Below are 26,416 nucleotides of genomic sequence, written 5' to 3'. Positions count from 1 at the left end.
ACTATTTATTGAAGTACAAATTAAAGCAAGTCTGAAAAGAATAAAACAAAAACATGGAACTAAATATAAGAATTCCCGACCATACGGCTGCCATCTTCGACTATCTGCAGAAAGGACAGTTCATCAGTTCGAACAGCACAAATGAAGATATACGCAACCTCTATGACATGATAGATGATGACTTTGAGGCATTGTCTGTTTATTTTGCCCAGATAGGATATACACTGGAGCGAGGCAATGAATACTTTTATTTTTCACGCACGGAACCACGCATCACACTGGAACAGAAAATCCTGCGTGCCTATTACTGGATTGACGTACTCGACTTGTTCAAGACTTACGATGAAACATTTGGTCCGGGCTATCGTTTCCAGCCGGAACAGATACTGGTAGAGGCAAACATCAACGTCATGCTGCAGAATAAACTGGACGGAATACGAAAGCACTTCTCCGACAAGGATGTACGTAAGGAGGTACTGGAAAATATGATACGCCAGCTTACGCGTGACTCTTTTCTGGAACTGGAAAACGAAAAGACCAACACTTATAAGGTTATGAGCTCCTGGAACTATCTGGAGCGCCTGATTGAAAGTATAAACATTTACGACGATACCCAAGACAATGAGAAATCTGAATAGAATCATCTTTATAAATAGTGCGAACATTCCTTATGCTGACGATATTTATCTGGACGGAAACGTGCATTTTATCGGGACTCAGGGTGTAGGAAAAAGTACCGTGCTTCGCTCTATCCTCTTCTTTTATAATGCTGACACACAAAAGCTGGGTATTCCGGTAGAGAAACAAAGCTATACGGAATATTATTTCCCTTATGCCAACTCGTACATTGTTTACGAAGTAGCTACCGAAAACGGTGCTTTCTGCATACTCAGCTTCAAGTCGATGAACCGTGTCAGTTACCGTTTTATAGACTCTCCTTACCGGAAAGAGTTCTTTATCGATCCGGAAACACGCACGGCGTATTCCGGAGCCGACCGCATACGTATGCAGCTCGACCAGTTGAATGTGGACTATTCCCGCATTATCTATACGTTCGATGAATACAGGAATATTCTTTATGGCAACGGAGTTTCTCCAGACATGAAAAAATATTCGCTGATGGAAAGCAAGCAGTACCAGAACATTCTGCGTACCATCCAGAATGTGTTGCTGAACTCTAAACTTGATGCAGAGTTTATCAAAAAGACAATCATTTCATCCATCAACGAAGATGAAACGGCTATCGACCTGAATAACTACAAGGAACATCTGAAAAACTTTGAAGTCCGCCTGCACGACATCGAAGAGTTCCAGAAGCGGGAAACGCAAAAGCAGGCAAAAGAGATCACGCTGCTTTCGGCACAGGTATCGAAACAGCAGACGGCTTTGGCACAGGGTTGTCGCGAACTGGTTGCTGCCTTTATTAAAACTCAGGAGGCTCTGCCGCAATGGCAGGAAAAGAAAATATATGCCGAAAACGAACGGGGTAAACTGATAGCCCGCCGTCAGGAGTTACAGGAACAGTCGCGCCAACGATGCGACAAGTTACAGGAAACTCTTGCCGTACTGAACAATGAACTGCAAAAGGCACAAAAGAAGGAAAAAGAATACGCCCGCCAGCAGATAGAGCAGGTAATGGAACGCTCTGCCCGAAAGGAAGAATGGAAAAACCGCCGGAACGGACTGGTGGAAGAACAGCGCATCCTGACTTCTCAGTATACGGAGATATCGACAAAATACAAATCGCTTATCCAAAGCCTCGACGAGCAGTGGAACAAAATTCACGAAGCAAAACTCAAGCAACTGGATGAATTGAATAACACATACAATACGCGTATCGAGGAAGGACGCCGACGCCATGAAGCTGCTACGGAAGCTTTGTATCAGGAATACGAACAGCTCTCGCAACAATTGCATCCGGAAAAAAGTGAGAAACAGAGTGCACTGACGGCTATCGACTATCAGATGCAGCTTTGCCGCAAGGAAGTTTTCTTCGAAGCCGAACAGGAAGAACTGAAACATCGCATACAGTCGTATACGGGTATGCACATGAGCAAAAAAAACCGTATCGACAATGCTCAGCTCATTATCAAGGAAATAACCTTGAAATGGGAAGGTGAACTGCAAAACGGCATGAAAGAAAAAGACGATGCGCTTGTCCGGTTGCAGGCTGAACAGCAGCAATTGAAACCGCGTGTCGACGAACTGGAAACTTTCTTGCAGAACAGCCGCAACACATTGCAGGGCTGGCTGAAGGACAACAAACCGGGCTGGGAAGAGAACATCGGTAAGCTGTGCGATGAATCGATTCTCTGGCAAACAGGATTATCGCCTCAGTTGCACGATAACGGCGAATCTTTCTATGGTATTTCCATCAATCTGGCTGGAATAGACCGTCATATCAAGTCTATCAACGATTATCAGAAAGAAAAAGAAGCGGGCATACGCCGACTGGAAGAGATTGCATCCGAGATTGCTCACCTGCAAAAGGAAAAGGAAGAACTGGAAGAGGCCTTGAAAGGCAAATATCAGCCAAAGATAAAAGAGCAGAAGGATGTAATCTCACTGCAAGAATATGAACTGGAAAAGCTGGAAAGACAATATCAGCAGGACATGCTCGACTTAGAAAACTGGAAGAAAAAGGCTCAAGAAGAGAGGGAACGGAAACTGCACGAACTGGAAGCTCAAAAAGTTCAGGCTCAAAATGAACTGAAACTGACAGAAAACAAGTTGAATAACCTGAACAAAGAAAAAACGGATAAACTGAATGGACTGAAGCAGGAATGGAACAGTCTGCAACAGAACCTGACGAATGAAAAGGCAGAGCAGGCAGAAACCATACGGAAAGAGGAGCAAGAGGAGCAGAAGCGTATCGCATCGGTCAAGGCAGACTACGAAAACGAAATGCAGAAAGAGCTTCATACTCAAGGTGCTGATACAGAACGCCTGCAAGACATCGCCAAACAGTTACAGGACATCGAGCAGGAACTGTTGTTTATCAAAGACCATGCTACTCTACTTATCGAGTACCAAAAGGACAAACGCGACTTGATGGATCACATTCCGGAATGGAAACGTGAATATGACGAACAGAAACGTTTGCTCAACAATGAAAAGGAAGTGCTTCGCAAGGAAGCAGGTGCCTTGCAAACGGAAATTGACAAACTTGGTAAAACGCTGCATGAAGCGGAAGAAAACGTGCGCGTATTCTCCAGCAATCTGGAAGCTTACGAAAAGATTCCGGCCTACGACTGGTATAAACCTCATCAGGATATTTTCCGACCGGGAAGCTGTCCGGATACGGACGTCGCCGTACAGAAAAGCTGTATCGAACTGATTGAGGAACTGGGACGCATGGAAAATCAGTATATGCAATTGCAGAGTCGCCTGCGCAAGGAAGTCAATCTCTTTACAGGGCACTTCGACGAGGACAATACCTTCAAGTTTAAGACGAAGTTCAACGAGGACTGGGAGTACATACGTTTTGCCGATGAATTGCACGACTTCGTGGAAGAGAATAAAATCAGTGAATTTGTCCGTCGTATCAACAATGAACATTCCGACATATTCAAGCGTATCAGCATGGATACGTCGATGCTGACTGCCTCGGAAAGCGACATCCACGACCTGATAAACAAGGTCAACAAGGGATTCCAGACCTGCAATTTTGTCGGGGTTATCCAACGGATTGAAATGAAAGTGGAGGAAAGTAGCAACCGAGTGGTCAATTCCTTGCGAGCTATACAGAAGTATTACAACGAACATGCTTACGACCTTACTCCAGGCACGAACCTGTTTTCGAGTGAAAATGAGCAACTGGTCAAGCAGGAAGCAATTGCTTTGCTGCGCGATTTCATTAAGGAAATGCATGCTTACCGGTACGATAAAATCCGGTTGTATGATTCATTTGAGTTACGTTTCCGCATCGTAGAAAACAACAACGATACCGGATTCGTGGAAAAGTTGTCGAATGTGGGTTCGGAAGGTACGGATATTCTGGTAAAAGCCATGATTAATATCATGCTGCTGAACGTATTCAAGGAAAGTGCTTCGCAAAAATTCAAGGATTTCAAACTGCACTGTATGATGGACGAAATCGGTAAGTTGCATCCTAACAACGTAAACGGAATCCTGAAATTTGCCAACGACCGTAATATCATTCTGATAAACGGTTCGCCTACGGAGCTGAACCGCGATGCATACAAACATGTTTATCTCCTGACAAAGGGAGCACAAAGCAAGACACGTATTGCCCGGCTGATTTCTGATCAGAAATTGTAAGTCTGACCTTTTTTAAGTATCTTTGCTAAGTACGCATAAATAATTAGCAATGATTCAAATACTTAAATTACAAGGAACCGACAAACAACTATATCAACTGGTAGGACCGCTGGTGATGAATCCTAAAGTTCTGCAATACAACAACGGATATCCATTTAAAACAGGAGAACAGTTTGTATGGTATATTGCAGTAGAAAAGCGTAAAGTGGCAGGATTTATTCCACTGGATTTACGCAAGAAGGAACATATCATCAACAACTATTATGCAGGGCCTGAAGGTCATAACGAAACAATAGGGACACTGCTTGATGCAATTGTTGCAGACGAGGGAGAAAGTACGCTGCCATTACTGGCTGTTGTACAAACTCCTCATCAGCATTTGTTTGCCCAAAAGGGATTTGAAGTGATAAAGAGTTGGAAATTATACATCAAAATGCAGAAGATACAATGAAAGAAATAGCTCAGAAGCCTAAAAATGTCTACGAACTAACTCAGGAACGCCTGCGCGTAATCTTCAATGAATTCGACAACATTTATGTATCTTTCTCCGGAGGGAAAGACAGCGGCGTGTTGCTGAACCTATGTATCGATTACATACGGCGAAACAATCTGAAGCGTAAGATCGGTGTATTTCACATGGATTACGAAATACAATATAAAATGACAATCGACTTTGTGGACCAGATTCTGGAAAAAAACAAAGACATACTCGATGTTTATCGTATCTGCCTACCATTCCGTGTAGCGACTTCCACCTCCATGTATCAGTCGTACTGGCGGCCGTGGGATGAAGAAATGAAAGATTTATGGGTCCGGAAGATGCCTAAAAATGCCATGACCATTAAAGACTTCCCGGAATTGAAGCCGGAAACATGGGATTATGACTTCCAGCTTTATTTCGCACAGTGGCTTCATAAAAAGAAAAAAGCAACACGTACTTGCTGTCTGGTGGGAATACGTACGCAAGAAAGCTTCAGTCGCTGGCGCTGTATCTTCCAGGTCCCCAAGAATATTTTATACCACAAGTATATATGGACCTCCAAGATTGGAAATGATATCTATAATGCTTATCCAATATACGACTGGCGGACAACAGATATATGGACAGCCAATGGTAAATTTAAATGGGATTATAATCCGCTATACGACCTGTATTACAAGGCAGGAGTCAGTCTGGACCGGCAGCGGGTGGCAAGTCCTTTCATCAGCGAAGCGATAGAAAGTCTGGCACTCTACAAGGCTATCGATCCTGATACGTGGGGAAAAATGGTAGGACGTGTAAACGGTGTTAACTTTTCGGCCATTTATGGTAGTACACATGCTACGGCACGACAAAAAATACGACTGCCCGAAGGATATACATGGAAATCGTTTATGTATTTTTTACTTTCCACACTACCGGAAAAAACGCGAAACGGTTATTTACGACGCCTGGATGTGAGCATCAAATTCTGGCGGACGAAAGGAGGATGCCTCAGCGATGATGTCATCCAGAAACTGATTGACGCAAAAATTCCAATTGAGGTTGTAGACAAAAGTAACTATCATACGCGGAAGCATCCTGTCAAAATGGAGTATCAGGAAGATGTCGACATTCCAGAATTCAGAGAAATCCCAACCTATAAAAGAATGTGTATCTGCATACTTCGCAATGACCATGCCTGCAAATATATGGGTTTCTCTCCTACCAAAGAGGAAATCAGTAAGAAAAATCAAATTATGGAAAATTACAAAAACATTTGGCGATGACAAACAATGATTATAAAAGTCCGGTATATAATGTGAAGGCTATCCCTGTAGAAAAAGTCGTAGCAAACGATTATAATCCTAATGTAGTAGCTCCTCCCGAAATGAAATTGCTGGAATTATCTATTTGGGAAGATGGATTTACCATGCCTTGTGTATGCTATTACGACAAAACGGAAGATAAATATATCCTGGTCGACGGATTTCACCGGTATACCGTTTTAAAGACATCGAAGCGTATTTATGAACGCGAAAAGGGATTACTTCCTGTGGTAGTGATTGACAAGGACTTATCTAACCGCATCGGATCTACTATTCGCCACAATCGTGCGCGAGGCACACATAACATTGAACTCATGTCGAATATTGTTGCCGAACTGGATAAAGCGGGAATGTCCGACCAATGGATTATGAAAAATATAGGAATGGACCGTGATGAACTGCTTCGCCTAAAGCAGATTTCCGGTCTTGCCGAACTTTTTGCAGATGCCAGCTTCAGTATTCCTCAACCCAAGCCGGCTTATACTCCGACAACCGGCAATGACGAGGAGGTTAAATCTGTATAAGTAGCCGACACCTGCTTGCTTTATGGATCAAATAATACAACCAGCGAGAGAGAATCTGGCAAAAATGTTTCTATTCTTAAAGGAAACAGCAAGATTATGTGTACTCATTTTTACCAATCGCTGTTAAAAGAAATGCATAAGTTCAATAAAAATGAGGGCTGATTCCGTTTGTGAAATCAGCCCTCTTAAACGATATAATTCTTCTCAAAACGTTAGTTCAGGAACTTGTTCCCATTATTATCAGCTTATGAGCTTAGCCTTAATATTCTCCAGCAATATCAGACAACCTTGCATTTTGGGGTTTTCAAAACACACTTCCGCCTGATTAAACAAACGTTCCACTGTTTCTTTCAGATTGGGAATATAGGTTGCTTTATCTACCTGTAAAGACTGAGGCAGATTCTGACTGGCAAACCAATCACGTAAAGCCTTCAATTCTTCTTTCTTATAAATTTTTCTTTCTTCCATATTATAATTATTAAAACGGATATCCAACAGCAAAATGAAAGGCAAAATCACGTTTAAAGTTGGGTGATATGATAGGAAAATGGTCACGACCCGTGTACATCGGATTAATCGCCTTCATACCTCCATCAAAACGCAGTATCAGGAAATCAAGATCGAAGCGAATTCCTAAGCCATACGATACCGCAAGCTGCTTGTAAAAGCGGTTAAATTTAAACACGCCTTCTGTCTGAATACCCTGATTGCGTATGTTCCATATATTTCCGGCATCGATAAATGCAGCGCCGTTCAGCTTCCAAAATAAGAAAGTACGATATTCCAGATTCAGATCGAGTTTAATATCTCCCGTATGGTTCACGTAATCTATCGTATTTCCGTCTCCACGATAAGAGCCAGGTCCTAATGAACGTACACGCCATCCACGCACACTGTTGGCTCCTCCCGAAAAATATAACTTCTCGAAGGGCAAACTTTTGGAATTTCCATAAGGAACGGCGACTCCCAGTCCGGCATGAAAGACAAGTGAATTCCGTTCATCAATTACAAAATTCTTTGCATAATCGATATCAGCCTTTACGTACTGTGCAAAATCAATATTCGCCAACTTATACGCCTCTCCGTATCGGGGATTTTTATTTATCAGACGAGAAAATGCATACAACAGGTTTCCGGCTTCTTCTATATTGAAACGTATGGAGTAGGAATTCCGGTTTCCCGCAGAAAGACGACCGCCAGCCGCACTGTTATAGGTATATGTATATCCCATGCGCACAATAAACAGGTCTTCGTAACTATGACGTAATAACGGATTGACTTCATCCATTCGGTTCAAATAATCATCGAATGTGGGCGATGTATAAGGCATGTAGATATAGTTTATATCCAATAAGTCAAAGCGATGAGTAGATTTTCCCCGACGTGTCCAGCGATAACTCCATCCTGCCGAAGCCAGCGTACGTTCAAACTCCGGACGAATCTGCCAGTTGTACTTCATGCTGACTTCAGATGTGGCCTTAATACGCTTTTTAAAATCAGACGAAAGGAATGGAAACATGAATTCCGGAAAATTCAAACTGCTTTCCACTGCATATTCCATGTAGTTACTATTGGTATAACCTTCCAAGCCAGTCACTGCCTCGTATGCACCTCTCAGCTTTATCGTAAACGTTTCGGAACCTTTAAACAAGTTACGATGTGTATATGAAACAGATGCTGCAGCTCCAAGGTCCCCGGCCGAGTTAGTTCCTTCCACCTCAAACGAAAGAGATTTATTCTTGTTTCTCGAAAGCAATACATAAGCATCCAGATAAGCCGAGTCGTTATCCAAAACTTCATCGAAGCGAATATTGGAATATTTCAGAATAGAAAGGCGACTCAAAGCCGAGTAAGTATTCTGCACGTCCCTGCTTCGGTACAACTTACCGGGAGTGAGAAAGTTATAATCGGATAATACTCTCGGACGCAAGAACAGCTTGTCTTTATAATACAGATTGACATCTCCGGAACGGATAGAATCAAACTCCTGAAGAGCTTCGGCCGAAAGTGCTGAAAAATCAGCATCCAGCATATAATTTACGTTACGGATCTTATACTGACGATGCTCCCCCGGCTGGTCTTCCTTGCGAGAACGAAACGGAGCCAGTTCCAGCGTGAGCCCTACTTTATGCGTATTCAGCATAGTATCTGCCTGAAACGTGATATAATCTTTATTGAAACGATAATATCCTCTATTCTGCAAATACTGAGTAATGCGCTGACGTTCTTCGTCGAGTGTATTGACATCGAAACGCATTCCCTCGTGCAATAATGTTCTGGCCGAATCTGATTCCAGAAAATCACGTATTTTATAATCAGAAATATCGTAAGCAATGTGATCTATAATATAAGGTGAACCGGAATGAATCTGATACGAAACCTTCATACGTTTGCCCTTGGTCTCTTCCTCCAAGTCGACAACGGCTCCCATATATCCCATATTACGTACGGCCTTTTCTATTTCCTCCTGCGTTTCACGGGCCGCATCCCGGCTATAAACAACTGGAGCATCTCCCAGTTTACGCCAGAACTTATTAATCCACTTCGTAGAATCCAGTCCTGAAGCACTGTATATATACATCGGAAAGCGGAACAGACTAAACCATTTGGCATTCGGAGTCTGACGCACATACAGGTTCATCTGAGATGACTTAATCTCCTTATTATCCGATTCAATCTTCACATCGTCCAACAAATAGCTTCCTTCGGGAATAAATTTATTGACAGAACATCCTGCCAGCAGCAAGACAATACCCATAAGACTGATATGTAAAAGAGTCGTTTTCTTCATTTTAAAACAAACCGGAATAAGCAGATTTATCTGCAAAGATAGGCAATAATTAAAAATATCTTCTTAGCTTTGTCAGTGAATATTTGTTATTTTATACACAAAAGCCCATGCTAAGCAAAAACAAGATTAAATATATCCGTTCGCTGGAGTTGAAAAAGAACCGGAAGGAAGAGCAAGTCTTTCTGGCAGAAGGAAACAAGTTGGTCAATGATCTAATCGGTCATTTCTCATGCCGCCTCATATTAGCAACGGAACAATGGCTGCAAAGCCATCCTCGCCTGCTGGCTACCGAAACAATAGAAGTCACTCACGAAGAGCTTTCACGGGCAAGCCTGTTGAAAACACCGCAAGAAGTACTTGCTGTTTTCGATCAGCCTCACTACAAATTCGATGCAGATGTAGCCAATAATTCTCTCTGTCTGGCGCTGGACGATGTACAAGATCCGGGAAATCTGGGAACGATTGTACGTATTGCCGACTGGTTTGGCATCGAACATATATTCTGCTCGAACGGTACTGCCGACATTTACAATCCCAAAACCGTACAGGCAACAATGGGAGCCATCGCCCGCGTCAAGCTGCATTACTGCAATTTATCCGACTTCATCGGAAAGGCTTCTGAAAAAAACATTCCTATTTTCGGTACATTCCTCAACGGAGAGAATATCTATACCCAGCCACTTCCTAAAAATGGAATCATTATCATGGGAAATGAGGGAAACGGTATCAGCGAACAGATTGCGCAAAAGGTCAGTCATCGTCTGCTGATTCCCAATTATCCGCAAGGATGTGAAACAAGCGAATCGCTGAATGTAGCTGTAGCTACCGCCATCGTCTGTGCCGAATTCCGAAGAAGAGTTGCTTTTGAGCCATCACTTTAACAGGACAATGCGGCTGTTTTTTACAAACTCCATAGCCGAAACATTAAACGGATGTATCCAATATGCCCGCACGGCAGAATGAGGGAATAGATTACCCTCCATCCGTTTGATGAAATCGGCAAAGCATTCTCCCGGACATACCGCTACAGGAAACGGAGAAAGAAGAACAAGTCCGGGAAGCCACTCGGTAGCACATATTTCTTCCGTCAACGGATAAAGCTCACTCACACCACCCTCTTCATCGAGTTCCAGTACTTGAGAAGATTTTAGCTCTGCCGTGAGCAAGCTGTATACTCTGTGCGTCGCAAACCGTTTCATTTGCGGTTTTCCATTTTTCGCATAGGCTGAACCTGCACCTTTTCATCCATTTTAGCCTTCTGTTCCAATGGCTTAGGCAATTCTTTCGGCTGTTCCACAGGAGGCTCTATATGCGGAATCGTATCCATTTCTGCCTTTTCCTCTTCCAGATTATGGTAGCGAGTAAGACGAATATTGTCAACCAGCACACTGGTTTCCGGATTCTTTTCGTCCATGTAATACACAAAACCGCTGATACTGCGAATCGTAAAAGCCGAATCGGCACGCACATACAAGCGCTGTCTGCCCGAACTGGTTATCATACGAGTAAGCCCCTGTACACTGTCATTGTCAAAATAGAAGTTAAGTGCCATAATCGCCTTACCCGAAGCACGGCCCGTTTTCGGCATAAAATGGAAGTTGGCAGTCAGTTCCATAGCATCGTGAGGCTTGAACGTTGTATCAGCTTTCAAATCGAACACCAGCTTATTGGTCAGATTAGAAGACGAAAGCCAGTACAATGTACGGTCCTGCCATACATCGACCGTATCACCCGACATGGAAACGTCTATCTGATTATCGCGTTTGGCCACCTGTACCTTCATGTGATTCTCCTCACTTTCCAGACGCCTCTGCAAATTCTGATAGATAGTTGCCAACTGATCGCTGTTACGCGTATACCATACCATTGACGAATCGAACTCTTCTTCAGTGACATGATGCTTCTCGAAGACATACTTATAGTAAGCATCCTTCTTATAATTCTCTGTATACGACAAAGAGTTACTCATGGTAGAAGCCAGATGATAATCGTACAACAGACTTTCCATAGCATCCGGCTGAATAATATCATCCGGAATCTTCTTGCCGCAACCAGCCATTCCAGCCAGAAGCACAACAGTACATAACCAACCAGTCCGCTTTTTCATCATTTTACTTCTTTGACATCTTTCGAATGCATATTCTTACCCAGGTAACTGCTATAAAAGAGAAGCAAGCAGATAATGCCGCAACTGATTGACGCATCGGCAAAATTAAAAATAGGGCTGAAGAAGATAAAGCGTTCACCTCCCCACAGGGGCATCCACTCCGGCCAGTGTGTATCAATAATCGGGAAGTAAAACATATCCACTACCCTACCATGAAGCCAGTCGGCATAGCCCTGACCTACCGGAACCCACGATGCAATCTGATAGTGCGTGCTCTCACTGAATATCTCTCCATAGCACACACAGTCGATAATATTACCTATTGCTCCGGCAAGAATAAACGCCAGACACACGACATATCCGGTTTTCAACCTTTCCTTCTGCGTAGTAATTTTATGCAGATACCAGGTAATCAGCACTACAGCTACGATGCGGAACAAAGTCAGAAACAGTTTCGGCAATACTTCCATACCAAAAGCCATTCCGTTATTCTCCGTAAAATAGATGTAAAACCAGTCGGTTATATAGATATTTTCATGCAAATACATATGCGTCTTTATCCATATCTTTATTACCTGATCAATCAGCAATACTGCAACAACAATCAAAGCCGCCAGACGTCCTTGTGTCAAAAATTTCTTCATAAATACCTATATTCATTAACATATTTGTCATTCAGGCAGGCATAAATGGAGCCCTATTTTCCCCACTTCGCCTATCTGAATGACAAATCTATCATCAAATTATTTCTTGCCATGCTGTTTAGCCTCGATACTCAGAGTAGCATGAGGTACGGCACGGAGCCTTTCTGCAGGAATAAGTTTTCCTGTTTCACGGCAAATGCCATAAGTCTTGTTCTCGATACGCACCAATGCTGCACGCAAGTTTTGAATAAACTTCAGTTGTCGAGCTGCCAGACGAGTTGTTTCCTCTTTTGATAACGTATTGGCACCTTCTTCCAAAACCTTGTAAGTAGGTGATGTATCATCAGTGTCATTACCGTCGGCATTCATTATACTGCTCTTCAATTTCTCATAGTCGCGCTCAGCGAGCTGAAGTTTTTCCATGATAATGGCACGGAACTCCTCGAGTTCAGCGTCAGAATATCTTGTTTTTTCAGCCATAAGATTTAGTGTTTAAAAGTTAATAATAGTCTAAGGTCTGAAATCCGCCGCGCAGCTTCTTTTCCGAAAGAGAGCTTTCTTGCAGGAGCAACGCAGCGCATTACATCCTTATGGGTTCAATATCACAATTTGGTAACCTTCACATAAAGCGAGAAGTCATCAAAGTTTAATTCTGTTCCGTCAGCAACTTCATCAGCCAATGTCAGTGAGTTTGCCAAAACTTGGTTACAAATATAAGTATTATATTCGTTCACTGCATCATCCGTATTCGGATTTTTCGACAAGACAATATTTATCTTGTCAGTGATTTCGAAGCCACTGCTCTTACGAAGATTCTGGATTCGGTTCACCAGTTCACGGGCGATACCCTCACGCTTCAGCTCTTCCGTAACGGTTACTTCCAAAGCTACAGTCAGCTTACCCTCATTGGCAACCAGCCATCCCGGTATATCTTCGCTGAAGATTTCTACATCGGAAGCTTCTACTACGGCTTCTCCACCGTCGAGCTGGAACGTATATTTGCCATTCTTTTCCAGTTCGGCAATAGCTTCCTGGCTCATGCCTGCTACAGCAGCAGCTACAGCCTTCATCTGCTTGCCGAATTTCGGGCCAAGTTTCTTGAAGTCGCATTTTACCTTCTTCACGAGTACGCCGGAAGCTCCTTCTACAAAACGGACTTCCTTCACGTTTACTTCGGTCATGATAAGGTCTTTTACCGCATCGATATGACGTTTCTGTTCTTCATCCACTACCGGAATCATGATACACTGCAGCGGCTGGCGAACCTTGATGTTTACCTTACGACGCAATGCCAGTACCATGGAAGTTACATCCTGTGCCATCTGCATACGTGCCTCAAGCTCTGTATCGATCAGGCTTTCGTCGGCAACCGGGAAGTTAGCCAGATGAACAGATACCACGCTGTCACGTCCGGTTACGCTTATCAGATCCATATACAGACGATCTGCATAGAACGGAGCAATCGGAGCCATCAGTTTGGCAACCGTTTCCAAGCAAGTATAAAGAGTCTGATAAGCAGAAAGTTTGTCGGTCGACATGTTGCTTCCCCAGAAACGCTTACGGTTCAGACGAACGTACCAGTTACTCAGGTTGTCGTTTACGAAGTCTGTAATCAGACGTCCAGCCTTTGTCGGTTCGTAATCATTGAGGCAAGCATCCACATTCTTGATCAGCGAGTTGAGCAAAGACAATATCCAGCGGTCGATTTCCGGACGTTCTGCTACCGGAACATCAGCTTCTGCGTATGTAAATCCGTCGACATTTGCATACAGTGCAAAGAACGAATAAGTATTATACAGTGTACCGAAGAATTTACGGCGTACTTCGTCTACCCCATCGGTATCGAATTTCAGGTTGTCCCACGGCGATGAGTTGGTTATCATATACCAACGCAACGGGTCGGAACCGAATTTTTCGATAGCACCGAACGGATCGACAGCATTGCCCAAGCGTTTTGACATCTTGTTTCCGTTCTTGTCGAGCACAAGACCGTTGGAAATTACATTCTTGTAAGCCACACTGTCGAACACCATTGTAGCGATAGCATGAAGTGTAAAGAACCATCCACGAGTCTGGTCCACACCTTCAGCGATAAAGTCAGCAGGATAATAAGAACGGTTATCTACGATTTCCTTATTCTCGAACGGATAGTGCAACTGAGCATAAGGCATAGCACCCGAATCGAACCAAACATCTATCAGGTCGCTTTCACGCTTCATCGGCTTGCCACTGGCAGAAACCAATATAATGTCGTCTACATACGGACGATGCAAGTCAATCTTATCGTAGTTTTCTTTAGTATATACACCCGGAACAAAGCCAAGCTTCTTATAAGGATTCTCAGTCATGAATCCGGCTGCAACAGATTTTTCAATTTCGTTGTACAGTTCTTCTACCGAACCTACACAGATTTCTTCTCCTTCTTCGCTGCGCCAGATAGGAAGCGGAGTACCCCAGTAACGCGAACGGCTCAAGTTCCAGTCGTTCAGGTTTTCCAGCCATTTGCCGAAACGTCCGCTACCCGTAGATTCCGGCTTCCAGTTGATCGTCTTGTTCAATTCAATCATACGGTCCTTACAAGCCGTAGAGCGGATGAACCAACTGTCGAGCGGATAGTAAAGTACCGGCTTGTCTGTACGCCAGCAGTGCGGATAATTATGTACATGCTTCTCCATCTTGAATGCCAGACCTGCCTGTTTCAGCATCATGCAGATGTATACATCGAGCGATTCGGCAGCCTGAGCAGCCTTCTCATCGTATTTTCCATCAATCGTAAACTGAGGATCGTATGCATTCTTTACCCAGCGTCCCTGATATTCTTTATACTTTTCTACGTCAACACATTCTTTTACGAATGTTTCATCCAGTTCATCCAGCAAATAGAATTTACCGGTCAGGTCTACCATCGGACGTGTTTCGCCTTTCTTGTTAATCATAAACAGCGACGGAATGCCTGCTGCACGTGCTACGTTCGCATCGTCCGCACCAAAAGTAGGAGCAATATGTACGATACCTGTACCATCTTCGGTAGTTACATAGTCACCCGGGATGACACGGAACGCCTTAGCCGAAGCCTCTTTCCAGCTTCCGTCTTCAGTTGTTTCAACAGGTTTTACCCATGGAATAAGCTGTTCGTACTCCATACCTACCAGATCAGTACCCTTATATTCGCCTACAACCTTGAAAGGTATCAGCTTGTCGCCCTGCTTGTAATCTTCCAGAGCCAGACCTTCAGCCTTCTTGTTGAAGTGAGCATACAGCAACGGTTTGGCAAGAGCTACAGTCATCTTATCGCCAGTATATCCGTTGTAAGTCTGAACGGCTACATAATCAATCTTCGGACCTACACAAAGAGCAGTATTCGAAGGCAAAGTCCACGGAGTTGTTGTCCACGCAATAAAATAAGGTGTACCCCATTCAGCCATTTCCGGTTTCGGGTTCTTCATCTTAAACTGAGCCACTACCGTAAGATCCTTTACGTCGCGGTAACATCCCGGCTGGTTCAGCTCGTGCGAACTCAGTCCTGTACCGGCAGCCGGCGAATACGGCTGGATAGTATAGCCTTTATAAAGCAGACCTTTGCCGTAAAGCTGCTTGAGCAGCCACCACAAAGTTTCAATATAACGGTTGTCGTATGTAATATAAGGATTTTCCAAGTCTACCCAATACCCCATCTTATGAGTCAGATCGGTCCATTCTTTGGTAAACTTCATGACGTCTGTACGGCAATGTCTGTTGTACTCTGCAACAGAAATAGTCTTACCGATATCCTCTTTCGTAATGCCCAGCGCTTTTTCTACGCCCAGTTCCACCGGCAGTCCGTGTGTGTCCCAGCCTGCCTTACGCTTAACCTGGAAGCCTTTCATCGTCTTGAAGCGGCAGAATGTATCCTTAATTGTACGAGCCATCACGTGGTGAATACCCGGCATGCCGTTTGCCGAAGGAGGACCTTCATAAAATACGAAAGACGGATGTCCCTCACGTTCTGTCATACTGCGGGAGAAAACATCGTTTTCATCCCATTTCTTCAGCACTTCCTTGTTCACCTCAGAAAGGTTGAGCTGCGAATATTCAGTAAATTTTTTACTCATAATTATGTTGTTTTTATCTTACTTCTCTTATCATCTGGGTATAACCGCCCCAAAATTAGGTTGCAAATTTATAAGAAAAATGGATATATGGAAAACTTTTTAAACTAATATTCACACAAACAGGATTCCAGCCTCATTTCGGTTTCCTCTGGATTTAATTTTTTGAAACAAAGGAAACAGGCGGAACAACGAGCTGAAATAATCCTTAACTTTGCCCGGCTTCCTGTGAAACCAGCTAAACACAAAAATCGAACAAGCATATGAACGCAATCGTAACGCAAATGATTATCCTCTTCATACTGGTAGTTGTGGGATACATCATAAGCAAGAAAAAAATGATGGATGCGGATTTCGACCGCAAGTTGTCTGTCTTTGTCATCAACGTAGCATGTCCCAGCCTGATTCTTTCGTCAGTAATGGGCGACACACTGCCCGACAAGCACCTGATACTTCCTCTGCTCATCGTCGGATTTGCCACCTATGTGGTACTGATCGGTGCCGGATTCCTGCTTCCACGCTATCTTCCCGTAAAAGTAACCGACCGGGGCATCTACAGTTTCATGCTGGCTTTCGGCAATGTAGGATTTATCGGATATCCTATCGTGGCTTCTATTTTCGGGGCCAGCGCCGTCTTCTACGCCAGCATACTCAATTTTCCCAGTACCTTACTGATATTTGTCTTCGGCACACTTTTCATCTCGGGCGACCAGGGAAAAATGAAATTCAAATGGGACACGCTGTATTGTCCGGCCATGATAGCTTCTTATCTTTCTATCTTAATAGTGGCAACCGGATGGGTGCCGCCCAAAGTCATCAGCACACCGTTCACTCTGCTGGGCAACATGACCGTTCCTTCTGCCCTGCTCATTATCGGTTCTTCCATTGCACAAATACCTATCCGGCGCATGTTGGGCACTTCCAGCATCTATCTCACGGCAGCCTTGCGTTTGTTTATCATTCCTCTTTTCATTCTGTATCTGTCAAGATTATGTCAGGTCGACCCGACCATTGCCAACATCAATGTAGTGCTGGCTGCCATGCCTGTAGCTTCTTATGGCACATTGTTCTGCATACAGTATGAAAAGGGAGAAACCATTATGGCACAAGGCACGTTCATCACAACGCTGTTGTCGGTAGTAACCATTCCGTTGCTCACCCTGTTTTTGTAATTTGCGGCAACAGACAGTTCTCTTTTCTCTCCTTTTTCCGGAGAAGTCCGGCAAGAATGATATTTCAGATAAGCATATATAAAAAAGACATCAGGGAATCGGCACTATTTTTTGTACAAAAAATAAAATCTTTTGTACAGATTTTCAAAAAACGTCGAGAGAAATTCCGGAAGAGCCGCCGACATCCGAATTCGCTTTGCGGCAACCATGAAAAGGAAAATGAGAAGGCATCGTAAAGTATACGCTTACACTTCACGATGCCTCTCGCTTTATACACCTTTAAACAAAATGAACTTTCCGTTCTCTATTATTTGCGAGCTTCTGCGATATAACCCAGAGCTTCTTTACATTTTTCTGTCACATAAGCCCAGTCTTCGGCTGCGACTTTATCTTTCGGGAAGAGTTTAGAGCCCATACCTACGCAGAATACCCCTGCCTTAATCCATGCAGTCAGATTTTCCTGAGTCGGTTCCACTCCACCTGTCACCATCAGTTTAGACCAAGGCATCGGAGCAAGCATTCCTTTTACCAGTTTCGGACCCAGCACATCGCCCGGGAAAATCTTACAAAGATCGCATCCCAGTTCCTGAGCAAAGCCAACTTCCGATACGCTTCCGCAGCCCGGAGTATAAGGAACCAAACGACGGTTGCATACTTTTGCTATCTCGGGGTTGAACAACGGACCAACTACAAAGTTAGCTCCCAGCTGAATGTACAAAGCAGCAGTAGCAGGATCGACAACAGAACCTACACCCATTGCCATTTCCGGACATTCTTTGGCTGCAAATTTCACAACTTCGGCAAATACTTCGTGAGCGAAATCACCACGGTTTGTAAATTCAAATGCACGCACTCCGCCGTCGTAACAAGCCTTAACTACTTTCTTTGCGATTTCTACATCCTTGTGATAGAATACGGGGACCATACCGGTTGAACCGATTTTGTTCAACACGGCGATTTTATCAAATTTTGCCATCTTTTATTTTATAACCAACTATTATTATTCTATGCTAATTTATCTCTGAACACGTCCGCTTGCATCACCTCCGGCCAGTGCTTCAACTTCTTCTACCGAAACCATATTAAAGTCGCCGTTAATAGTATGCTTCAAAGCAGAAGCCGCTACAGCGAATTCCAGTGCTTCACCTTGGTTCGACTTAGTCAGCAAACCGTGAATAATACCACCTGAGAATGAGTCACCACCACCTACACGGTCGATAATCGGATCAATATCATAATGTTTGGAAGTATAGAATTCCTTTCCATTATAAATCATTGCCTTCCAGCCATTGTGAGTAGCCGAGAATGATTCACGCAGAGTAGAAACGACATATTTGAAGCCAAACTCCTTAGCCATTGCCGTAAAGATACCTTTATAGCCTTCAGCATCTGTCTTACCTCCTTCTACATCAGCCTCGGGTTTGAAGCCCAGACAGAGTTCTGCATCCTCTTCATTGCCGATACAAACGTCTACATACTGCATCAACGGACGCATGATAGACTGAGCTTTTTCCTTAGTCCAAAGTTTCTTACGGAAGTTCAAGTCTACAGAAATTGTTACTCCATGACGTTTTGCAGCTTCACAAGCAAGCTTGGTCAGTTCGGCAGCCTTGTCAGAAATAGCCGGAGTAATGCCCGACCAGTGGAACCAGTCAGCCCCTTCCATAATGGCGTCGAAATCGAAATCAGAAGGATCGGCTTCGGCAATTGCAGAATGAGCGCGGTCGTAAATCACCTTGCTGGGACGCATGGAAGCTCCCGTTTCCAAATAATAAATACCCACGCGATCACCACCACGAGCAATATAGTCTGTCTTAACGCCATACTTACGCAGTGCATTTACAGCCGACTGACCGATTTCATGCTTCGGCAGCTTTGTTACGAAGTATGCATCGTGACCATAGTTGGCACAGCTCACAGCAACATTTGCTTCGCCGCCACCATATACAACATCAAAGCTATCAGACTGCACGAAACGGGTATTTCCCGGAGTTGACAATCTCAACATGATCTCACCTAAAGTAACAATTTTTCCCATTGTAGATAATTTTTATACTATTTATAATAAGTTTGATAATCTTTCTGCCAAAACGGATACTATTTTCTTGAAATACGAACGATTTAATAGACAACATCCACTTTGTGTACGCACACAAAGGTACGAGTTATTTTTAAAATAACAAAAAAAGTTATATATTTGTATCGAAATATTTTTTTCATAAAAAAAGGAAGACCTGTACATATAAATTAAGGTGTAAAGAATATGGACAAACAAACAGAACGTATTCGCATAAAAGATATTGCCCAAATGGCGGAAGTTTCCGTCGGTACGGTAGACAGAGTCCTGCACGGACGGACGGGAGTTTCGGAAGCAAGCCGCAAAAAAGTGGAAAACATTCTGAAGCAACTTGATTATCAGCCCAATATGTATGCCAGCGCACTGGCATCGAACAAAAAGTATGTATTTGCCTGCCTGCTGCCCATGCACGCAGAAGGGGATTATTGGGTAGATGTTGAAAAAGGCATGAAGCAGGCAACAAAAGCTTTTTCCGATTTCAACATATCCTTGCATATCGATTATTATGACCAGTATGAATTCGGCTCGTTTGTGGCTGCAGGAAATCGTTTGCTGGCTATGGAGCCGGACGGCATGGTTCTCTCTCCTACTATTGAAACCGAGACCGAACAAATAGCCCAAAAGCTTCAGCAACGTGATATACCTTATATATTTATAGATTCAAATATTCCACGACTGAATCCGCTGGCATTCTATGGGCAACACGCCAATCAGAGTGGCTACTTCGCAGCCCGAATGATGAAAATGCTGATGCAAAACAATAAGGAACTTATTATTTTCCGGCAGATAAACGAAGGACGATTGGGCTCGAACCAGCAGTTGCACCGGGAAGAAGGTTTCTATGCCTACATGAAGGAACATCATCCCGACCTGAAAATGCGCGAACTGAATCTTTATGCCAAGCAGCCGGGAGAGGACGAATCTATTCTGGATGATTTCTTCCAAAAGAATCCCGATATATCGTACGGCATCACATTTAACTCAAAATCGTATATCATAGGTGAATATATGATGAAGCACCAGCGACATGATTTTCACCTGATAGGATATGACTTGTTAAATAGAAACATTGCATGCATGCGCGCAGGAACTATCGACTTCCTTATTTCGCAACAACCTACACTGCAAGGATATTATAGCATAGAAAGCCTTTGCAACCACCTCATTCTGAAGAAAAAGGTAAAAGAGTGCAACTATATGCCTATCAATCTGCTGACAATAGAAAACATCGACTTCTACTTAAATGCACATAGCAACAATAACTAACATATAATTTATGGAAACAACTTATCTAAAAATCAACCCGGCAGACAACGTTGCTGTTGCCATTACTCCTCTGAAAGCTGGCGAAACAATCCAGGTAGACGGACAGGAGATAACCTTAAAGACAGATATTCCCGCCGGACACAAAGTAACACTGCAAGACTTCAACGAGGGTGACAACATTATCAAATACGGTTATCCGATAGGACATGCTATTAAAAATGTACCTCAAGGTAGCTGGATTTGTGAAAAAGAAATAAAGACCAATCTGGCTGGATTGCTGGATTATACATACAACCCGGTAGAGGTTTCGCTGGATATTCCACAGGAAAACCTTACTTTCAAAGGCTATCGCCGTAAAAACGGTGATGTGGGTATCCGCAATGAAATATGGATTATACCGACAGTCGGCTGCGTAAACGGTATCGTAAATCAGCTGGCCGATGCGCTTCGTCGCGAAACCAAAGAAGAAGGAATTGATGCTATCATGGCGTTTCCGCACAACTATGGATGCTCTCAGTTGGGCGATGACCACGAAAACACAAAGAAGATTCTGCGCGACATGGTGCTTCACCCCAATGCAGGTGCCGTATTGGTCGTAGGTTTGGGATGCGAAAACAACCAGCCCGACATCTTCCGTGAATTTATCGGCAAGTACGATGAAGATAGAATCAAATTCCTGGTAGCCCAAAAGGTGGACGATGAATTCGAAGAAGGCATGAAAATCTTACGCGACTTGTATGCGAAATGCAAACAGGACGTACGTACCGACATACCTTTGTCGGAACTTCGTGTAGGATTGAAATGTGGTGGTTCGGACGGATTCTCGGGCATTACAGCAAATCCTTTGCTGGGAATGTTCTCCGATTTCCTGATTGCTCAGGGAGGTACTTCGGTACTGACCGAGGTTCCTGAAATGTTCGGTGCAGAAACAATCCTGATGAACCGTTGCAAGACTCCGGAACTGTTTGAAAAGACTGTACATCTTATCAACGATTTCAAGGAATATTTCCTTTCACACGGTGAGCCGGTAGGAGAAAATCCTTCACCGGGAAATAAAGCCGGAGGTATCTCAACACTGGAAGAAAAAGCATTGGGATGTACACAGAAATGTGGAAAGAGTTATGTTTCGGGCGTGATGCCTTACGGAGAGCGCCTGCAGACCAAAGGCTTAAACCTGCTTTCTGCTCCGGGAAATGACCTGGTTGCCGCTACAGCACTGGCCTCTTGCGGTTGCCATATGATATTGTTCACAACCGGACGCGGCACACCGTTCGGAACTTATGTCCCGACAATGAAAATATCCACGAACTCTCGTCTGGCAGTACACAAGCCGGGATGGATCGATTTCAATGCGGGAGTTATTGTAGAAAATGAACCAATGGCAGTAACCTGCAAACGTTTCATAGACTATGTCATTAAAGTAGCAAGCGGAGAATGGGTAAACAATGAAAAGAAAGGTTACCGCGAAATTGCTATCTTCAAGACTGGTGTAACGCTATAACCCAACAAGAATTCTCGGAAGCCGACGACGGTATTATACCACACAGCCGGTTTTCTGAGGAAAAACAAGGAATCTCTGAGAAACACGCTAAATGATTTTCAGAGATTCCTTTATATAATATTATAAGTAAAACTATCACATGGACTTTAACAAACTAACTCCCATCGTCAACAAGCCTAACGGCTGGGCCTTGATGCCATTAGTAGTATTTCTTTGCCTCTATCTGGTAACGTCATTAATCGTCAACGATTTTTATAAAGTTCCCATCACGGTGGCATTTCTGGTAGCTTCTATCTATGCTGTAGCTACAACAAAAGGATTAAGCCTCAATGACCGAGTCCTGCAATACTCGTCAGGCGCAGCCAATAAAAACATCATGCTGATGCTTTGGATTTTCATTCTGGCCGGAGCCTTTGCCCAGTCTGCAAAAGCCATGGGAGCAATAGATGCCACTGTGAACTTGACACTTATGCTACTTCCCGACAATCTGCTGCTGGCAGGAGTCTTTCTTGCGTCCTGCTTCATCTCACTATCTATCGGAACATCGGTCGGAACAATCGTAGCTCTTGTACCCGTAGCAGCAGGTATTGCAGCCAAAACAGATGTCAACCTGGCTTTTATGACCGCACTCGTCATCGGAGGATCATTTTTCGGCGACAACCTTTCCTTCATTTCCGATACCACAATAGCCGCTACCCGTACACAAGGATGTGTCATGCGCGACAAATTCCGGGTAAACTTTATGATTGCTGTACCTGCCGCCTTACTTGTTTTCATATACTATATCATCTATGGTGCACAAGTCGAATCGGCAAGTAATGCCTATTCCATAGAATGGGGCAAGGTAATCCCCTACCTCATTGTTCTGGGAACAGCCATTGCCGGCATGAATGTTACGCTGGTACTGCTGCTCGGCTTGCTTTCTACCGGCATCATCGGCTTTATATACGGCAGCTTCGACCTGTTCGGCTGGTTTGCTTCAATGGGAGAAGGTATCACCGGAATGGGAGAACTTATCATCATTACCCTGATGGCAGGAGGTATGCTCGAGCTGATTCGCTTCAACGGCGGAGTAGACTATATCCTACATCGCCTGACACAACACGTAAAAAATAAAAGAGGTGCCGAACTGAGCATTGCGGCTTTAGTCAGCCTTGCCAACTTCTGTACGGCAAACAATACAATAGCTATCATAACAGTAGGGCCGCTGGCAAGCAACATTGCCGAACAATTCAAGGTAGATAAGCGGAAAAGCGCCAGCATACTCGATATATTCTCCTGTGTCGTACAAGGAATCATTCCCTACGGAGCACAAATGCTGATAGCAGCGGAACTGACAAAATTATCTCCTATCAGCATTATCGGTTATTTATACTATCCCATAACCTTAGGTATCATAGCCCTTTTAAGCATTCTTTTCCGCTATCCTAAGAGATATTCATAATGAGCATCTTAGAGAAAAAAGGCTACTTTTGTTGCAAAAAAAACGGTCAAGATATTTGCAGGAATAAAAAAAAGTAGTACCTTTGCACTCGCAATCGAGAGAGATAGCAAACAAAGAAATTTGGTGCGTTAGTTCAGTTGGTTAGAATACATGCCTGTCACGCATGGGGTCACGGGTTCGAGTCCCGTACGCACCGCTTCCATTAAGGATGGTTCCGTAGCTCAGCTGGATAGAGCAACGCCCTTCTAAGGCGTGGGTCCTGCGTTCGAATCGCAGCGGAATCACAGAAAAGCGATTACTTCGGTAATCGCTTTTTTTTGTTGCCTGTCCGTATATAAATTTCTAATAAAAAAGACAATATTTCTTTTCGTTTCAACAATTATTCACTACATTAGTAGTGATTAAACGTTATAACTATGGATATGCGCATTTTTCAAGTAAAATCAAATAAGGCGCTTCCGCATACGGGAAGTATTCTTATTGCTTCCCCTCTATTATATGATTATCATTTCGCCCGTTCAGTCGTCCTGATGGTAACACATAATTCGGAAGGAAGTATGGGCATCGTAATGAATAAAGACTTCAGATATCATATTTCGCTGAATCAGCTCGTTCCAAATTTGGAATCAGCCCCCTCCATCCCTGTATACAAAGGTGGTCCCGTAGGACGTAACACAATCTTTTTCATCCATACATTACCCGAACTGGAAGGATCCTTCGACTTAGGAAACGGATTATATTTAAACGGAGATTTTGAGGCCATCCAACAATATATTCTGGCAGGCAACCCCATAGAAGGACATATCCGTTTCTTTGCCGGATATGCAGGATGGAACAATGAACAGCTCCAGAGGGAAATAAATGAAGATTCTTGGATAATAGGCGAAACCAGCAAACAGCACTTGCTGGACGAAAATTACAGAGGTCTATGGCAGACCAGTATGAACGAACTGGGCAACCCCTATCAGCTATGGGCTAAATACCCGCAATATCCTTCATGCAATTAAAGTGTTCAACTTCTGCAACAGGCATACATCCCGATAACCGTCACTTGTATACAGCCAGTCTTTCAGTACTCCCGTCGTATCATAGCCCGAAGAATGAAAAAGGTTCAGGCAGGCTGTGTTTTCTTTCTGAATATACGCATACAACTGATGTATACCCAGAAACCGGAAGCAATAACGCTCCATAAGCGATAATGCCACCCGACCTATCCCCCTGCGGCGGAACTCTTTGAGCACAACAATGCCCAGTTCCGCACGGCGATGACGAGGGTCGAAAGAAAAGACATCGATAGCTCCTGCCGTTTCCCCGTCACGAAGTTCGATAATCAGCCGAAGCTGACCGTCGATATAAATATCGTTTGAATTTTCGGCAATGTATCTTTCCAACTGAAAGCGGGAATATGGACATGTCACATTTCCATGCTGCCACAGCGATTCATCATTTTCCATTCTGTCCAGCAGTCCCAGATCTTCCGGCTCCACAGCCCGGAGCCTGACTTCTTCGGTATGTAAGAAAGCTGTTTCCATCATACACGCTCCTCATTATTATGCAGGTCCAGTGCCGACATCATGCGTTCACGTCCCGGTACGCAAAACAAGGAAGCCACCAGTACCATTCCGGCACACAGCAGACCTGTCGTATCCATCGTCCAGTAATAAACAGACAGATTGACCAGCGCCGCAACCAGCAGCAGGCAGACGCGCACTTCATTCCAGCGACGATAACTCTTCAAAGCCTCCAGCAGCGGCAGAACACGCACATATTTGGTCAGCGACAAACTAAACAGACGCAATGAAAGAGGTATCAGTCCCACGGCAAGCAGAATACCCAACACCTGCAACATATATCCAGTACGCACATCGTCAGCCAGCACACCTTGCGGAAGGATATCACATTCATACAGTCCGATCAATATGATACACAGCACCCACAACAAAGCAAACTCTATTTTCAGGCATCTCAACAATCGTATAATTTCTTTTTCCATCCTTTAAAATATTTACATGGTTCCGGTAAATACCGTACGGTTTACAATAGAACGCCCCAAGGTAACCTCATCCGTATACTCCAGCTCATCGCCTATCGATATACCTCTGGCAATCATTGTCAGTTTCACATCGTAAGGAGCCAACTTGCGGAAGATGTAAAAGTTGGTTGTATCTCCCTCCATGGTCGAACTCAGTGCAAGGATCACCTCCTTCACCGTGCCCGATTTCACACGATCCACCAGACTGTCTATCTGCAAATCAGAAGGTCCGATACCATCCATCGGCGAAATAACTCCTCCCAACACATGATACAAGCCCTTGTATTGCTGGGTATTCTCCACAGCCATCACATCGCGGATATTTTCCACCACACAGACCGTCGAAGCATCCCGCGAAGGATTCGAACAAATCTGACAGATATCCGTATCGGATATATTATGACAGACCTTACAATATTTCACTTCACGCTTCAACTTGATGACAGCGTTGCCAAATGCTTCTACAGTCTGTAAATCCTGACGAAGCAGATGCAGCACCAGCCTCATGGCAGTCTTTCTTCCGATGCCGGGAAGCTTGGCAAACTCCCCTACTGCTTTTTCCAATAAAACAGACGGATATTGTTGATTCATTTATTCATTCAATTTGCCGACAAAAATACAAAAAAAATCCAACTCTTTTTACGACCGGCAGGAAACCTCACCTATTTCGGGACTCCATTCCACCTTACTGCCATTCCTGA

23 protein-coding genes and 2 tRNA genes are annotated in these 26,416 nt (G+C 43.9%); 13 read left to right on the top strand and 12 right to left on the bottom strand.

Annotated features, from left to right (window positions below):
• Positions 1-53: 53 nt before the first annotated feature.
• From ACZM60_RS01175 to ACZM60_RS01155, 5 genes are read left to right on the top strand one after another with little or no spacing between them, the layout of a single operon-like run.
• The gene (locus ACZM60_RS01175) at positions 54-638 is read left to right on the top strand and encodes a condensin complex protein MksE (protein ID WP_021970411.1); all 585 of its coding nucleotides are present in this window, start codon (positions 54-56) and stop codon (positions 636-638) included.
• Positions 622-4,281, top strand: coding sequence for an ATP-binding protein (locus ACZM60_RS01170; RefSeq protein WP_489520583.1), 3,660 nt, complete (start codon positions 622-624; stop codon positions 4,279-4,281). The genes ACZM60_RS01175 and ACZM60_RS01170 overlap by 17 nt, the downstream gene beginning before the upstream one ends.
• A 49-nt stretch (positions 4,282-4,330) precedes the next feature.
• A complete protein-coding gene (locus ACZM60_RS01165) occupies positions 4,331-4,732 on the top strand; it encodes a hypothetical protein (protein WP_489520582.1) in 402 nt (133 codons plus the stop codon).
• Complete coding sequence (locus tag ACZM60_RS01160) at positions 4,729-6,030, top strand: DUF3440 domain-containing protein (RefSeq protein ID WP_340319299.1); 1,302 nt, start codon at positions 4,729-4,731, stop codon at positions 6,028-6,030. The genes ACZM60_RS01165 and ACZM60_RS01160 overlap by 4 nt, the downstream gene beginning before the upstream one ends.
• Positions 6,027-6,593 (top strand): IbrB-like domain-containing protein, encoded by a 567-nt coding sequence (locus ACZM60_RS01155; RefSeq protein ID WP_021970415.1) that lies wholly within the window; start codon positions 6,027-6,029, stop codon positions 6,591-6,593. Before ACZM60_RS01160 ends, ACZM60_RS01155 begins: the two co-directional genes overlap by 4 nt.
• 240 nt (positions 6,594-6,833) lie before the next feature.
• Here the strand turns inward: ACZM60_RS01155 and ACZM60_RS01150 are convergent, their stop codons facing one another.
• Both ACZM60_RS01150 and tamL read right to left on the bottom strand, forming a co-directional pair.
• On the bottom strand, positions 6,834-7,061 hold the full coding sequence (locus ACZM60_RS01150; protein ID WP_021970416.1) for a DUF6965 family protein: 228 nt from the start codon (positions 7,059-7,061) through the stop codon (positions 6,834-6,836).
• A gap of 10 nt (positions 7,062-7,071) precedes the next feature.
• Positions 7,072-9,384: a translocation and assembly module lipoprotein TamL gene (gene tamL / locus ACZM60_RS01145; RefSeq protein WP_340319300.1), complete on the bottom strand. Its 2,313-nt coding sequence runs from the start codon at positions 9,382-9,384 to the stop codon at positions 7,072-7,074.
• A gap of 107 nt (positions 9,385-9,491) precedes the next feature.
• Between tamL and ACZM60_RS01140 the strand changes: the two genes are divergently transcribed.
• Positions 9,492-10,265, top strand: a complete 774-nt coding sequence (locus tag ACZM60_RS01140; protein WP_340319301.1) for a TrmH family RNA methyltransferase — start codon at positions 9,492-9,494, stop codon at positions 10,263-10,265.
• Here the strand turns inward: ACZM60_RS01140 and ACZM60_RS01135 are convergent.
• From ACZM60_RS01135 to ileS, 5 genes are all read right to left on the bottom strand, one after another.
• The gene (locus ACZM60_RS01135; RefSeq protein WP_021970419.1) at positions 10,257-10,583 is read right to left on the bottom strand and encodes a hypothetical protein; all 327 of its coding nucleotides are present in this window, start codon (positions 10,581-10,583) and stop codon (positions 10,257-10,259) included. The two genes, ACZM60_RS01140 and ACZM60_RS01135, sit on opposite strands and share 9 nt — an antisense overlap.
• On the bottom strand, positions 10,580-11,494 hold the full coding sequence (locus ACZM60_RS01130; RefSeq protein WP_418586911.1) for a DUF4296 domain-containing protein: 915 nt from the start codon (positions 11,492-11,494) through the stop codon (positions 10,580-10,582). Before ACZM60_RS01130 ends, ACZM60_RS01135 begins: the two co-directional genes overlap by 4 nt.
• On the bottom strand, positions 11,491-12,135 hold the full coding sequence (locus ACZM60_RS01125) for a lipoprotein signal peptidase (protein WP_489520581.1): 645 nt from the start codon (positions 12,133-12,135) through the stop codon (positions 11,491-11,493). Before ACZM60_RS01125 ends, ACZM60_RS01130 begins: the two co-directional genes overlap by 4 nt.
• 99 nt (positions 12,136-12,234) lie before the next feature.
• Positions 12,235-12,615 carry a TraR/DksA family transcriptional regulator gene (locus tag ACZM60_RS01120; RefSeq protein WP_021970422.1) on the bottom strand — a complete coding sequence of 127 codons (381 nt, stop codon included), beginning with the start codon at positions 12,613-12,615 and terminating at the stop codon, positions 12,235-12,237.
• Between the two features lie 122 nt (positions 12,616-12,737).
• Positions 12,738-16,226 carry an isoleucine--tRNA ligase gene (gene ileS / locus ACZM60_RS01115; RefSeq protein WP_489520580.1) on the bottom strand — a complete coding sequence of 1,163 codons (3,489 nt, stop codon included), beginning with the start codon at positions 16,224-16,226 and terminating at the stop codon, positions 12,738-12,740.
• A gap of 260 nt (positions 16,227-16,486) precedes the next feature.
• Between ileS and ACZM60_RS01110 the strand changes: the two genes are divergently transcribed.
• Positions 16,487-17,395 carry an AEC family transporter gene (locus ACZM60_RS01110; protein WP_021970424.1) on the top strand — a complete coding sequence of 303 codons (909 nt, stop codon included), beginning with the start codon at positions 16,487-16,489 and terminating at the stop codon, positions 17,393-17,395.
• A gap of 307 nt (positions 17,396-17,702) precedes the next feature.
• Here the strand turns inward: ACZM60_RS01110 and ACZM60_RS01105 are convergent, their stop codons facing one another.
• Positions 17,703-18,371, bottom strand: a complete 669-nt coding sequence (locus ACZM60_RS01105) for a bifunctional 4-hydroxy-2-oxoglutarate aldolase/2-dehydro-3-deoxy-phosphogluconate aldolase (RefSeq protein ID WP_021970425.1) — start codon at positions 18,369-18,371, stop codon at positions 17,703-17,705.
• A 39-nt stretch (positions 18,372-18,410) separates the two neighbouring features.
• Positions 18,411-19,433: a PfkB family carbohydrate kinase gene (locus tag ACZM60_RS01100; protein WP_489520579.1), complete on the bottom strand. Its 1,023-nt coding sequence runs from the start codon at positions 19,431-19,433 to the stop codon at positions 18,411-18,413.
• A gap of 225 nt (positions 19,434-19,658) precedes the next feature.
• On the opposite strand from ACZM60_RS01100, the gene ACZM60_RS01095 reads away from it, so the two are divergent.
• The 6 genes from ACZM60_RS01095 to ACZM60_RS01070 all read left to right on the top strand — a co-directional run bounded on the left by ACZM60_RS01095 (position 19,659) and on the right by ACZM60_RS01070 (position 24,690).
• Positions 19,659-20,738 carry a LacI family DNA-binding transcriptional regulator gene (locus tag ACZM60_RS01095; RefSeq protein WP_340319306.1) on the top strand — a complete coding sequence of 360 codons (1,080 nt, stop codon included), beginning with the start codon at positions 19,659-19,661 and terminating at the stop codon, positions 20,736-20,738.
• A 10-nt stretch (positions 20,739-20,748) separates the two neighbouring features.
• Complete coding sequence (locus tag ACZM60_RS01090) at positions 20,749-22,239, top strand: UxaA family hydrolase (protein ID WP_340319307.1); 1,491 nt, start codon at positions 20,749-20,751, stop codon at positions 22,237-22,239.
• A 139-nt stretch (positions 22,240-22,378) separates the two neighbouring features.
• Complete coding sequence (locus tag ACZM60_RS01085; protein WP_021971508.1) at positions 22,379-23,683, top strand: Na+/H+ antiporter NhaC family protein; 1,305 nt, start codon at positions 22,379-22,381, stop codon at positions 23,681-23,683.
• A 122-nt stretch (positions 23,684-23,805) separates the two neighbouring features.
• Positions 23,806-23,879 (top strand) — tRNA-Asp (locus ACZM60_RS01080).
• 14 nt (positions 23,880-23,893) lie between these two features.
• Positions 23,894-23,967: transfer RNA gene (locus tag ACZM60_RS01075), tRNA-Arg, on the top strand.
• Between the two features lie 132 nt (positions 23,968-24,099).
• Entirely contained in the window at positions 24,100-24,690 is a 591-nt protein-coding gene (locus ACZM60_RS01070) for a YqgE/AlgH family protein (RefSeq protein ID WP_489520578.1), read from the top strand.
• Here ACZM60_RS01070 and ACZM60_RS01065 read toward each other — a convergent pair.
• From ACZM60_RS01065 to recR, 3 genes are read right to left on the bottom strand one after another with little or no spacing between them, the layout of a single operon-like run.
• The gene (locus ACZM60_RS01065; protein WP_489520577.1) at positions 24,679-25,218 is read right to left on the bottom strand and encodes a GNAT family N-acetyltransferase; all 540 of its coding nucleotides are present in this window, start codon (positions 25,216-25,218) and stop codon (positions 24,679-24,681) included. The two genes, ACZM60_RS01070 and ACZM60_RS01065, sit on opposite strands and share 12 nt — an antisense overlap.
• A complete protein-coding gene (locus ACZM60_RS01060) occupies positions 25,215-25,676 on the bottom strand; it encodes a hypothetical protein (protein WP_489520576.1) in 462 nt (153 codons plus the stop codon). Before ACZM60_RS01060 ends, ACZM60_RS01065 begins: the two co-directional genes overlap by 4 nt.
• 12 nt (positions 25,677-25,688) lie before the next feature.
• The gene (recR, locus tag ACZM60_RS01055) at positions 25,689-26,306 is read right to left on the bottom strand and encodes a recombination mediator RecR (protein ID WP_021971504.1); all 618 of its coding nucleotides are present in this window, start codon (positions 26,304-26,306) and stop codon (positions 25,689-25,691) included.
• Between the last annotated feature and the right edge of the window lie 110 nt (positions 26,307-26,416).

The organism is Phocaeicola sp., from assembly GCF_057861905.1.
Note: the sequence above shows the minus strand (reverse complement) of the source record. Positions and strands in the feature narration are given on the sequence as shown.